Origin of the sequence: Bartonella sp. AP7XZML, from assembly GCF_042195745.1 — a bacterium.
Taxonomy (GTDB): Bacteria; Pseudomonadota; Alphaproteobacteria; order Rhizobiales; family Rhizobiaceae; genus Bartonella.
In genome coordinates, this window is the sequence record NZ_JBHIOT010000095.1 from 209,646 (window position 1) to 222,475 (window position 12,830).

Below are 12,830 nucleotides of genomic sequence, written 5' to 3' on the forward strand. Positions count from 1 at the left end.
ATACAACAAACATACATCTATTTCTGTAGCCTAATCATTTTTTGCAAGCATTACAGTTTTAAATGGCTCTTCAAACATTCCGCGAATTCTTGCACAAAAAATAAAAAAACACATTTCTTTGGTTACCCTCTTTCATTATGTATAATAAAATCATGATGAAATAAAAGCTTTTATATTTATTTATCAAATATTTCCTAAAGTCATGATAGGTTTTACAAACCAATTTGGGTGCATTGATTTGATAAAAAGAGCTGCTTGTTGCGCCGTTTGTTTATTTTTAAAAATGCCAAAGCAAGTTGCTCCCGTTCCAGACATACGGGAAAAAAGAGCCCCACATTCATCTAATATAGATAACACTTCAGCTAACTGAGGTGCTATTTTTAATGCAGGAGAAAAAAGATCATTACGCGTTTCTTGTAAAGCTTCAACCAATGAATCAACACTTTTTAAAGCGTCTGTATTAATTTTTAAAGAAGGATTATGACGCTTCTCTAACGCTTTAAAAACAGCTTGTGTTGAAATCTCTTGTCCATGATTAACCAATACCATTGCTAATGAACAAGCTTCTTTTAGTCGTATCATCTCTTGACCAATTCCTTTAACCAAAAGCGGCTGCTGATATTCTAATGCACAAAGGCACATGGGAACATCAGCACCAAGAACTAAGCTCTTTTTTGCTAATTCTTCGTAAGGGCAATCAAGATTCCACTGTTGACGCAACATGCTGATAACCCCAGCTGCATCACCTGAGCCGCCACCAATGCCTGAAGCAACAGGTAATGTTTTTACAAGCCGAAAAAAAGCAGGTTGAGCACATTCCGGAAAAGTCTTATGCATAAAGTCCCGTGCGCAAATAACCAAATTGTCTAAATGAGAAACAAGTCCTTTTGCAAACGATCCCGTCAAAACAAACTGATTATTTTCACAAGGTGCATAGTGTAGACAATCACCACTAAGACTAAAATAAACCAAACTTTCTATTAAATGATACCCATCAACACGTTGCCCCACAACATGTAAAGCTAAATTCAATTTAATAGGTGTAAATAAATAGGAATGTCTTTGGAACGAAGTTTGTACATTTGATATCATATGACGTAATATTCACTTACATAGGGTTCTTTTAAAAATTCCCCCCTTTTACCCATACTTTTAGCACGAGCCCTATAAACAGCTTGGAATATTCTTAATCGTTTTCTAAAAAAACAATAAATATAAAGAGTTCTCATACAAAATAAACGACATGTTCTCATTCTTATCATTTCAAGCCTTTTTTCTTCTAGTATCTGTTTTTAGATAAAAATCTCTCTGGCTTGAATGATCCTTTCCATCACAAACCATAACGCTGCCAAAGAGCTCGCTCTTCTGCTGCCATCAATGCACTATCAACGACTGTATAAACCGTATGTGCCGTCACTCCTGAAGGCGTTTTAGGTCCTAAAAAACTTTTTGGAGGCATAATAAGTCGAAGTTTTGCATCATTACCAAAGCGCTCCTTAATAACAGAACGTACATCATTCAATCCATCAACCAGACCAAGCCCAACGCTTTGTTTTCCACTCCAAAACATTCCTGTAAAGAGATTCGAATCATCTGATAATTTTTCAGCACGCCGTTCTTTAACCAAATCGATAAAAGTTTGATGCACTTCAAGTTGGAGAGATTTCAAATGCTCAATATCCGCCTTTTTTTCTGGCTGAAATGGATCTAATGTAACTTTGTTCTTTCCTGCTGTGTATACACGCCGTTCGATACCAATTTTCTTCAAAAGTTCCGGAAAACCAAAGGAAGCAGAAACCACTCCAATGGAACCAACAATTGAAGAAGGATCTGCAAAAATTTCATCCCCTGCACAAGCAATCATATAACCACCAGATGCTGCAATATCTTCAATAAACACAAGAACCTTTTTATTTTTTTCTTCTGCCAAGTCACGAATGCGCTTGAAGATAAAACGCGATTGTACAGGTGAACCACCAGGAGAATTAATAATAAGTGCAACAACCGGTGACTTTTTGTGTGCGAAAGCCTTCTCTAAAAGATTTGCACACCTACTAAGGGAAAGGGTACGAGATATAGATGCTGATGAATCCATAATTGCTCCTTGAAGGCGCACCACAGGAATTTCAAGTTTATCGGAAGAAAAACGGCGTGGAATAAAACTTTTAATAAAATCCATCAAAACAAAATCTCCTTATAAATTAAGAACAATTAAATAGGCAAGGACAACAAAAAGGAACAACGTGATACCATCCAAAAGCGCCAATCAATCCCCACATTACAATCAGAAATATAACTTCACCCAAAAGCTAAGCCTCCCTAATGACAAAGTGTAGACTTTAAATAATAAACTAAAAAACACAAGATACTATTAGAAAAGTTCCCACAAGCTTATATATCCATTATTAATTGCATCAACTCGAGGTGAAAAAGTATGGTCATTACCTTCATGTATAACCAATGCCGGTAAAATAGATAAAGCTGCTCTGCTTCCTCGTTTTGCGTAAAATAAAAGACGAATTGCTGCTGTTTTCGCACGGGCATGCACAGGAATTATACAAATACCACCAAAACGCCCTTCTAAAGCATGCAAGATATCTGTCAACGATTGTGGACGTGCAATGAGCCCTAAGTATCCACCTGGCTTAACAATAGCTGCTGCACTCCGCAACCAGTTATCAAACATTGCTTCAGACATAACATGTGCTTCAGATTTTTGTTTATCAGGTGTCTTACGATCGGTGGGATTATTAAAAGGTGGATTCATAATCGCAAAATCAAAGCTATTATCTATCAAACCTGCTTTTATACGGGCATTCCCTTTGAAGGTAACATCTGCTTCTAGCAAACAAATTCGGCTAGCAAATTGTTTATTTTGTTTTAGCATAAGCGTTTTTTGAGCGTAAGATACCATAAAAGCTGAACGTTCAACTAAGGTAACATGAACTTTCAGACAACGCGAAGCAACAGCCAAACCCGCAGCTCCAGCACCTGCACCTAAATCAACAACCTTGCCCTTTAAATCACTTGGAACCAAACTAGCTAATAACATCGCATCCATTCCAGAACGATGACCATATTTATGGGGTTGAACCAAATAAAATTTTCCGCGGTGAAAACTGTCAATTGTTTCACCACTCTGATTCGCTGCTTTATCCATTTAAAAGCCTAATGCTCACCTTTATAAATTGCATTTTTGCCATTCAGCTACTATTTTAAATTTTTTATTATTTCATAACAATAAGATTACACTCGCTAAAGAACATTTCTTGCCAATAACATTCCAAGCTAACACTTTTAAACGACATCAAAAGCTTGAGTCAAAACCAAACCCCCTTTATGCTAATGAATAAAGTAAATTTTATATATGTCCATTGCAATACTCTAGGAGTAAACACATTGAGTGCAGCTATCAAACCAAAACAAATAAGAAATAATCAAATTTCTCTTCAATCTCTTGTCAATCTTACTCAAAAAGATATGGATTGCGTAAATCAATTTATTCTCTCTATGGCAAAATCAGAGGTTGAGATGATCCCTGAAATTTCTAACCATCTTATTTCATCAGGTGGAAAGCGATTACGCCCAATGATTACGCTCGCTTCTGCTCATATGTTTGGTTATCAAAGTGACGGGCATATAAAACTCGCAACAGCTGTTGAATTTATGCATACAGCAACATTGCTACACGATGATGTGATTGACGAAAGTAATTTACGACGTGGAAAATCTACAGCACGGATGATCTGGGGGAATCAAGCAAGTGTACTTGTTGGTGATTTCCTATTGGGCCAGGCCTTTAAAATGATGGTCGATGTCGGTTCCATAGAAGCGCTCTCTGTCCTAGCCAACGCTGCTGCAATTATTGCTGAAGGAGAAGTTATGCAACTTTCTGCCGCAAAAAATATAAAAACCAGCCCTTCAGAATATCTCAAAATCATCGATGCAAAAACAGCAGCACTTTTTTCAGCAGCCGCTGAAGTAGGACCCATTATTGCTGGCTATGGAAATAAAGAGCGTTCTTCATTACGTGAATATGGAACATCCTTAGGTTTAGCTTTCCAATTAATTGATGATGCACTTGACTATAGCGGTAGTGCTCAAAACTTAGGAAAAAATATAGGGGATGATTTTAGAGAAGGAAAAATCACAATGCCTGTTATTCTCGCATATGAGCGTGGGAATATGGTAGAAAAAGATTTCTGGAAAAAAGCGCTTGAAGATGGCAATAATAATGATGAATCCTTCGCACACGCGCAACACTTAATGGAAAAGTATGATAGTATCACAGATACAATAGAACAAGCACGCATCTATGGAAAATATGCAATTGATGCTCTTGTTCCCATGAATGAAAATCTTGCTTATAATGCTCTCGTTGAGACTGTTGAATTTTGTATTGCGCGCGTAAACTGAATTCTTTGCAAGAATCGCAGTATTTCTCAACAAAGTAATGAGATATGATCTATAAACAACACCATCAATTGATTATCTTGAAAAGGATTAGCTCCATGTGCTCTGCAACGGTATCTCGACTTTTTGCCCTCTTTATCGTGGGTATCATGCTGATACCATCCCTCACCTACAGTAAAATAAGTGCAGCAACTCATACAAGCTCATTTACAGGTGCTTATTTAGCTGGACGGGTTGCAAATCATGAAAATAAAACAGAACTTGCTATCAATTATTTTAAACAAGCACTGGTTTATCAACCTGATAACATTGAAACACAAAAAGAGCTCCTTGAAGCTATGCTCTCGGTCGGAAACTTTAAAGAAGCTGTCCAACAAGCCCAAAAACTCAAAGAGAACGATGTTATAACTCCCTTTGTTTCCTTAACTTTGTCAGTAGAAAGTCTCATCAAAAAAGATTATAAGAATGCCAAGGCTCTTCTGAAATTAAAGGAACTTCCTACGTCCAATAATCCAATACCTGAACTCATCGGCGCTTGGATTACATTTGGATCTGGACAAAAATCTCAGGCAATCGATGATCTTAAGAAACTCAAAGGTCCTGTCTGGTATGATCTTTTTATATCTTATCATCTAGCACTTATGAGCGACCTTGCAGAACGGCCAAAGGATGCAAAAAAATATTTCATTAAAGCACTGAGTAACAAACAGGGAACTCTTATCGCTCCTAATACTTATGAGCGTATTATCATAGCCTATGCCTCATTCCAATTGCGCCATAATATGCGCAACCAAGCTCTTCAAACAATCCAGCATGGCGAACAAATGTTGTCAGGTCGAGAAGTCCTTAAAAACTTTCAAGAAAAAATTGAAAAAAATTCTTTCTTAGAGAGAGTTATTAAAACACCTCAACAAGGAGCAGCCGAGGTATTATATAATTTTGGAACAGCCCTCAACTACAAAAACTCAGGGCGAATTGCACGTATTTTTAAGCAATTATCTTTCGCCTTATACCCTCAAAATGACGCAACACTGTTTCAGCTCGCACACATTTCTGCTAAATTGAACGATCCACATCAAGCAATTAAACTTTATCGCGCTTTATCCCCTAAATCTCCTTATTATAAAGATGGACAACTTCATCTTGCATTCCTTCTTGCCAATAACAACAATTACAAAGAAGCAATAAAATTACTCACATTGTTAAATAAAAAATTTCCCAATGATCGTAATATTTTGATAACGCTCGTTGCTTTTTATATGCAGGACAATAAATTTCTTGAGGCCATTAAAACTCTAGACTACGCTATTACAAAGATAAAAAACTTTCAGCAGGACGATTGGAAACTCTTTTATCAGCGTGGTATTGCTTTTGAACGTTTAAAGCAATGGCCAAAAGCAGAACTTGACTTGCGAAAATCACTTGAATTTTTCCCAAATCAACCGCAGGTTCTTAATTATTTAGCCTATTCCCTTGTGGAACGTGGTGAGAAGCTTGAAGAATCGCTCCGTATGCTACAAAAAGCCTCTGCTTTACAAGCTCACAACAGTCATATTCTCGATTCTTTAGGGTGGGCTTATTATAAACTAAAAGAATATAATAAAGCAGTGCAAATATTAGAAAATGCTGTCAGATTACAACCTGAGGACCCAACACTAAATGATCATTTAGGGGATGCCTATTGGAAAGTTGGGCGTAAACGTGAAGCAATCTTTCAATGGAATCACGCAATTGACGGAAAACCAGAAAATTCTGAACAAATTCAAGAAAAGTTGAAATTTGGTTTGCAATAAACGATGCTTAACCATAAACCACATGAATAATAAATAGAGAAACTAAAATTACTTTGGTTTTTTGTTTAGTCCAATATAAAGAGTATAAAGCGTGAAACTGCCTGAACATCTTAACCCAAAACGTTCTTTTCAGGGACTAATATTAACTTTGCAAAATTATTGGGCACACTATGGGTGTGCAATTTTGCAACCTTACGATATGGAAGTCGGAGCTGGGACTTTTCATCCAGCAACAACATTACGCTCTCTAGGACCACGCCCTTGGAAAGTTGCTTATGTCCAACCCTCTCGACGTCCAACAGATGGCCGATATGGTAAGAATCCAAATCGTTTACAACACTATTATCAATTCCAAGTGCTTCTCAAACCCTCTCCGCTCAATCTACAAGAACTTTATATAAAGTCGCTACAAGCTATCGGGCTTGATACAAAACTGCATGATATTCGCTTTGTTGAAGATGATTGGGAAAGTCCCACTCTTGGTGCTTGGGGGCTTGGATGGGAATGTTGGTGCGATGGAATGGAAGTCTCTCAATTTACTTATTTTCAACAAGTGTGCGGCATTGAATGCGCTCCAGTTTCAGGGGAACTCACATACGGTCTTGAGCGTCTAGCGATGTATATCCAAGGGGTTGATAACGTCTATGACCTTAACTTTAATGGTTTGGAGGGAGAAAACAAAATAAGTTATAGAGATATTTTTTTACAGGCAGAACAGGAATACTCATATTATAACTTCGAATTTGCTGATACAAAACTGCTCCATCAGCACTTTATCGATGCAGAACGCGAATGCAGCGCACTTCTTGATGCTGGAAAACCAAATAAAGAAAATGTATTCCATCGCTGTGTTTTTCCTGCCTATGATCAATGTATTAAAGCGAGCCATATCTTTAATCTTTTGCAAGCACGTGGCGTTATTTCTGTAACCGAACGACAAAATTACATTCTTCGCGTTCGTAATCTCGCGCGCCGTTGTGGGGAAGCCTTCTTACTCACAGAAGCTGGACAAATATATACTGGAGAAGCCTAATGTCTGATCTTCTTCTTGAACTTTTCAGTGAAGAAATCCCCGCACGTATGCAACGAAAAGCTGCTGCTGATCTTAAGAAATCTGTTACAGATCAACTTGTGAATGCTGGATTGATCTATGAAGCTGCTCGTGAATATTGGACACCTCGTCGGCTAACATTGGACATACGCGGACTTTCCACACGCTCCAAAGATGTCCATGAAGAACGCAAAGGTCCCAGTATAAAATCACCACAGCATGTAATTGATGGTTTTCTACGTGCAACAGGATTAAATGATGTTTCTGAAGCGCATATTGGACATGATGATAAAAAAGGTCATTTTTATATTGCTAAAATTGTTAAAAAAGGTCGAGCTGCAGAAGAAATTATTGCCGATATTTTACCGGATATTATCCGCAACTTTCCGTGGATGAAATCTATGCGTTGGGGAAAAGATTCAGCACAAAGTGGTACTTTGAAGTGGATTAGACCTTTACAAAACATTCTTTGCATCTTCGGACAAGAAATTGGTGAAACACATGTTATTCCGTTTACAATTGGTTCTCTTAAAAGCAATAATTTAACTTATGGTCATCGTTTCTTAAGTGATGGAGAGCCATTTCAAGTGCGCCGCTTTGATGACTATGTTACTCAACTTGAAACCCATAAAGTCATTCTGGATGCCGAAAGACGAAAGAATATTATTTTAGCTGATGCCCAAAATCTCTGCTTTGCAAACGGTTTAGAACTGGTTCAAGATAATCCCCTCCTAGAAGAAGTTGCTGGTCTTGTTGAATGGCCTGTTATCCTGATGGGTGATTTTGACAAATCATTCCTTGATATTCCTCCAGAAATTATTCGCTTGACCATTCGAGCCAATCAAAAATGTTTTGTCACCCGCAAACAAGGAGAAAAAGTAAAACTTTCTCATCATTTTATTCTCGTTTCTAATATTCTTGCAAATGATGAAGGCAAAGAAATTTCGAAAGGAAATAGTAAGGTTGTCCGTGCCCGTCTTTCTGATGCACTTCATTTTTGGCAAACCGATCAGCATGATTTGCCTGATCTTCAACAATTGGAATCTTCTATAAAAAAATTTGAGCTTGATATAAAAAAACCTCTCGATCAAAGAATGGCGCGACTTGATCATTTGAATGTAACCTTTCATGCTAAATTAGGTACACAAGGTAAAAGAATAGAACGCATTGCTACACTCGCACAAGAAATTGCCCCTTTGATACAAACAGATCCTCTTTTAGCAAAACGTGCAGCCATCCTTGCAAAAGCTGATTTGCAAACAGAAATTGTCGGAGAATTTCCTGAACTACAAGGTGTTATGGGGCAAAAATACGCCCTTCTTCAAGGGGAAGATCCTCGCGTAGCTGTAGCAATCGAAGACCATTATAAACCTCAAGGACCAACAGATCGTCTTCCACAAGAACCACTTGCTATAACCGTTATGCTCGCCGACAAAATTGACATGCTCGTTGGCTTTTGGCTCATTAATGAAAAACCAACGGGCTCAAAAGATCCCTATGCGTTAAGACGAGCAGCATTGGGAATTATTAGGCTTGTACTTTCGCGAGATTGGAAAATCAATCTTATGCCGCTGTTCCAGTTAGCAACGAATCTTTTCTTACAACAAAAAAATAAATATGAAATCTCTCAAAGAGAAAATTCACAATTGCAGAATCTGCTTCCAGAAAAAACAGAATATATTTTATCAGATCTGTTATTCTTTTTTCATGACCGTTTGAAAATCTATCTAAAAGAGGAAGGCGCTCGTTACGATGCCCTTGAAGCCGTTTTAAATAAAGATTCTGATGATTTTTTATTGGTTGCACGTCGTGTCGAATCGCTTATCGCTTTCATCAATACCCACGATGGAATGAACTTTGTAGCCTCTGTAAAACGTACTGCCAATATTCTTGAAAATGAATTTCAAAAAAGCACAACAATAGCGAATGAAATTAATCCTGAGCTCTTTGTCGAGAAAGAAGAAAAGCAGCTCTATCATGCAATCTGTGAAGTAGAAAGAAAGGTTCTTGCTCCCATCAATGCAACAAATTTATCATTTGCACTCAGTGTGCTAGCGCCACTTGGAAAATTGATTGATATATTTTTTGAAAAAGTATTGGTGAATGATAAAAAAACTGATGTTCGTGCTAACCGTCTTGCTCTTCTCAAACGCACTCACATTGTTACACAATCGGTTGCAGACTTCTCAAAACTTGTCATTTAAAATCAAAATACCCTATTAACTGATAAAAACAATGAAGATAATTTTTTCTTTTTTATGACTTTTATTAATTAATATTGAGAAAATTATGCAACCAAAGAGACTGTTCTTTATCTCTCAAATATCATTAATTAAGATATGTTTTCATTTTGATAAATGATTCTTTCTCAAGAGACTCTTTGATAAGTTCATCTGCCTTGTTAGAATCTATTTTCCTTGCGATAATGGTACGTGCTGTAGAAATTGCCAAATCAATCGCCGATGAAGAAACCATGCGTATTGCATCCGCTTCTGCTTGGGCAATTTTTTGTTCTGCCAATTTATTGCGGTTTTTTACATATTCTTCTGCTTTTGCACGGGCCTCAGCAATAACAGATTCAACTTCATGCTTTGCTGCTGCAATAATTTCTTGCGCATCTTTTTCTGCTTCTGCATGTTTGCGTTGATATTCAGCCAATATTTCCTGTGCCTCTTCACGAAGACGCAGAGCCTCATCCAGTTCATCTTTGATACGTTTCGCGCGCGCATCAAGATGGTGTATAACCCTCTGTGGAATTTGGAAATAGACTAAAAGAGCCAAAAAAAGAACTAACCCAACAAATGCCCAAAAAGTATCAGTCATCTTTGTCTTCCTCAATAATCCGCAGTTTTAACAACTGAACGAACAGCCTCTTTGCTGATATCAACGTCAATCAATTTTTTCACAATTTCAAGAGCTACTTCTTCAGCGATAGAACCAACATTTTGCATCGCTTTATCCCGAATTTTTGCTATCTGTTTTTCAGCATCTGCGAGTTTTTTCTCTAGACTCTCTTCAATTTCTTTCCGTTCAAGCTCTGCCTTTTCTTTTAATTCTTCACTAGCTACCTGCGCTATAGCCTGCGCGTTCAAACGCGCTTCTGCTAATTTCCGCTCATAAGTTTCAACAACAATGTCTGCTTCTTGCTTCATGCGCATTGCCTGATCTAAATCAGATGCGATTCGATCTCGCCGTGTTTCAATAACACCGCCAATACGTGGTACAATTACACGGGAGATAAAAAGATAAAACAGTCCGAAAGAAATTGCCAACCAGAAAAAATGCGAACCAAAATGCACAAAATCAAAAGGCGGAAACACACGATTTGCATGCTCTGCTACCTTTTTAATATGTTCTATCGACGTTTCAGTGTTCTGTGCATAAGCGCTTGAAACAAACATCTTCTTTCATCCTTTAAATAGCTTATTAAAGCCCTCTATAACCGATGATAACTGACAAACATCTCTCTGGCATCTCTCTAGTTAAGAGCCTAAAAGGGTAAATCTTTCCTCATGCAAGAACAGATATACCCTTTTGATAATGATTAAACCCCAAAAAGAAGTAATAAAGCAATGAGCAATGAAAAAATTCCCAAAGCTTCTGTTACAGCAAAACCAAAGACGAGACGTCCAAACTGACTATCTGCTGCTGATGGATTTCGTAATGCACCAGAAAGATAGCTACCAAAAATATTACCAAGTCCTAAAGCTGTTCCAGCCATACCAAAGCAAGCAAGACCAGCGCCAATATATTTTGCTGCAAGCACCATTTCCATGTTATTCTCCTTTAAAGCGAAATTGCATTATTCGACGGAAAACCGCCAGTTCTATTAATGTCCTGGATGAATTGCATCATTAAGATACATACAAGTTAAAACCGTAAAGACGTAAGCCTGAAGAAATGCGACCAAAAACTCAAGAGCAGTAATTGCTACAGTCATAATAAGCGGTAAAATCGAACCACCCACACCTACGATTCCTACCCCAATCATTGAAACAACAAACCCAGAAAACACTTTAAGCGTAATATGACCAGCAAGCATATTCGCAAAAAGACGAAGAGAAAGACTAATTGGACGAGAGAGAAAAGAAATAACCTCAATTATTGTCACCAGAGGTAAAACCACAACAGGAACTCCACTGGGAACGAACAGTTTCAAAAAACTGACCCCATGCTTATAAAAGCCATAACCAATCACCGTCAAAATTACCACCATTGCTAACGAAAACGTGATCATGATTTGAGACGTAACCGTATAAAAATAAGGAAAGAGACCAATAAAGTTAGCAACCAAAATAAAAGTAAACAGAGAAAAAACTAAAGGAAAAAACTGCATTCCCTGCACACCAGATGATTCCCGCAGAGTCGATGCTACAAATTCATATGCCATTTCCGAAAGAGACTGCATCCGCGTTGGAACCAATCCACGACTCGATGATGAAATAAAGAGAAAAATAGAAGTTACAACAACCGTGAGAACTGTAAACAATGATACATTTGTAAACGATAAATCCATATTTCCTATGGAAATCTTAATCAGCCTTAAAACCTCAAACTGATGAATAGGATCTGGAGCGTGCGCTGTCACTTCAACCTCATTTATCGGACCTCTCATTGGCCCCTTTATTTTGTTTATCTTGGCGCAATACGCCTTTTTTTCCTAATTGACTGGAGGAAACATACCCCACAGACCGAAGAATACTCAATACACCAGCAGCAAACCCAAAGAAGAGAAAAAATACCAATCCCCAAGGCCATGAACCTGCTAACTTATCAAACCCCACCCCCAAAACAATACCAACTATAATACTTGCCAGAAACTCACTGGAAAGCTTAATTGCACCTGCCATCCTTCCTTGTGATTTTTCCCGCTTATTCCTACGCTCCCGCTTCTTTAATGCTTGCTTGCGCACTAAAGCTACGCTTAAGTTCCTACTACGACATTCCAAATCCTCTGAATGAAGACACTCTCCTTGCTTTTCCTCTTCAGCCTCCTTACGGCTCATAACGGGTTTCTCGCCCATCGCCATCATTGGCTCCTTAATTAAAAAGCAACGTAAGAATACATTTCATAAAACCGTGTGCATCATATTGTTCCCGAATTTATTCGTCAAGATACTAAAAGAAATCTATCACAAGTTATCGTATAAATTTTATTGCAGAAATAACGTATTTTTCAATTTACATGCTTTCTTAAAAAGATATTCCAAGCACCTAAACCGATTTCACGACAGCACCCGTGAATGTATAACGAAAAGTTCACGTGAATAATATAAAACTCATAGAACAACCATTTTTACACTTAACAAAAGTTGTAAACCAATACCATCTTATTTTCCGACTCCCAATGTTATATCAGTCCTAGTTTTGAAAGAGAACATAGAAAGCTAAAAACAGTATGAGAGCATTGGTTTTCTCCTTTTATTCGAATAAACTTGCACTTTTTATTTTATGAAAATGAAATAATCAATGGTTTCTATATGATCCTATTCGCAAAGTATTTTATATACGCCATTACAGGCCCCATCACGAAATGAGCTTGAGGGTATTAAGAGAAGGTCCTTTAAATACAA

12 protein-coding genes are annotated in these 12,830 nt (G+C 37.6%); 4 read left to right on the forward strand and 8 right to left on the reverse strand.

Annotation, left to right across the window (positions count from 1 at the left end):
* Nucleotides 1–183: 183 nt before the first annotated feature.
* The 3 genes from ACFILT_RS07910 to ACFILT_RS07920 form a co-directional block, all read right to left on the reverse strand.
* Nucleotides 184–1,092 (reverse strand): 4-(cytidine 5'-diphospho)-2-C-methyl-D-erythritol kinase, encoded by a 909-nt coding sequence (locus ACFILT_RS07910; RefSeq protein WP_375678273.1) that lies wholly within the window; start codon nucleotides 1,090–1,092, stop codon nucleotides 184–186.
* 238 nt (nucleotides 1,093–1,330) lie between these two features.
* Nucleotides 1,331–2,179: a S49 family peptidase gene (locus tag ACFILT_RS07915; RefSeq protein WP_375612095.1), complete on the reverse strand. Its 849-nt coding sequence runs from the start codon at nucleotides 2,177–2,179 to the stop codon at nucleotides 1,331–1,333.
* Nucleotides 2,180–2,371: 192 nt separating this feature from the next.
* Nucleotides 2,372–3,160 (reverse strand): tRNA1(Val) (adenine(37)-N6)-methyltransferase, encoded by a 789-nt coding sequence (locus ACFILT_RS07920; protein WP_375612094.1) that lies wholly within the window; start codon nucleotides 3,158–3,160, stop codon nucleotides 2,372–2,374.
* A 179-nt stretch (nucleotides 3,161–3,339) separates the two neighbouring features.
* Between ACFILT_RS07920 and ACFILT_RS07925 the strand changes: the two genes are divergently transcribed.
* From ACFILT_RS07925 to glyS, 4 genes are all read left to right on the forward strand, one after another.
* Nucleotides 3,340–4,416, forward strand: a complete 1,077-nt coding sequence (locus ACFILT_RS07925) for a polyprenyl synthetase family protein (RefSeq protein WP_375613529.1) — start codon at nucleotides 3,340–3,342, stop codon at nucleotides 4,414–4,416.
* A gap of 95 nt (nucleotides 4,417–4,511) precedes the next feature.
* On the forward strand, nucleotides 4,512–6,206 hold the full coding sequence (locus ACFILT_RS07930; RefSeq protein ID WP_375679856.1) for a tetratricopeptide repeat protein: 1,695 nt from the start codon (nucleotides 4,512–4,514) through the stop codon (nucleotides 6,204–6,206).
* Nucleotides 6,207–6,297: 91 nt separating this feature from the next.
* Nucleotides 6,298–7,239 carry a glycine--tRNA ligase subunit alpha gene (locus tag ACFILT_RS07935; protein WP_375606430.1) on the forward strand — a complete coding sequence of 314 codons (942 nt, stop codon included), beginning with the start codon at nucleotides 6,298–6,300 and terminating at the stop codon, nucleotides 7,237–7,239.
* Nucleotides 7,239–9,461: a glycine--tRNA ligase subunit beta gene (gene glyS, locus ACFILT_RS07940; RefSeq protein WP_375678277.1), complete on the forward strand. Its 2,223-nt coding sequence runs from the start codon at nucleotides 7,239–7,241 to the stop codon at nucleotides 9,459–9,461. Before ACFILT_RS07935 ends, glyS begins: the two co-directional genes overlap by 1 nt.
* Nucleotides 9,462–9,585: 124 nt before the next feature.
* On the opposite strand, the gene ACFILT_RS07945 is transcribed toward glyS, so the two are convergent.
* The 5 genes from ACFILT_RS07945 to ACFILT_RS07965 form a co-directional block, all read right to left on the reverse strand.
* Complete coding sequence (locus ACFILT_RS07945) at nucleotides 9,586–10,080, reverse strand: F0F1 ATP synthase subunit B (RefSeq protein WP_375678278.1); 495 nt, start codon at nucleotides 10,078–10,080, stop codon at nucleotides 9,586–9,588.
* A gap of 11 nt (nucleotides 10,081–10,091) precedes the next feature.
* The gene (locus tag ACFILT_RS07950) at nucleotides 10,092–10,658 is read right to left on the reverse strand and encodes a F0F1 ATP synthase subunit B (protein WP_273790398.1); all 567 of its coding nucleotides are present in this window, start codon (nucleotides 10,656–10,658) and stop codon (nucleotides 10,092–10,094) included.
* Nucleotides 10,659–10,801: 143 nt separating this feature from the next.
* The gene (locus ACFILT_RS07955; protein ID WP_005773968.1) at nucleotides 10,802–11,032 is read right to left on the reverse strand and encodes a F0F1 ATP synthase subunit C; all 231 of its coding nucleotides are present in this window, start codon (nucleotides 11,030–11,032) and stop codon (nucleotides 10,802–10,804) included.
* 54 nt (nucleotides 11,033–11,086) lie between these two features.
* Complete coding sequence (locus ACFILT_RS07960) at nucleotides 11,087–11,845, reverse strand: F0F1 ATP synthase subunit A (protein WP_375679872.1); 759 nt, start codon at nucleotides 11,843–11,845, stop codon at nucleotides 11,087–11,089.
* Nucleotides 11,846–11,852: 7 nt separating this feature from the next.
* A complete protein-coding gene (locus tag ACFILT_RS07965; protein WP_375679873.1) occupies nucleotides 11,853–12,287 on the reverse strand; it encodes an AtpZ/AtpI family protein in 435 nt (144 codons plus the stop codon).
* Nucleotides 12,288–12,830 lie beyond the last annotated feature (543 nt).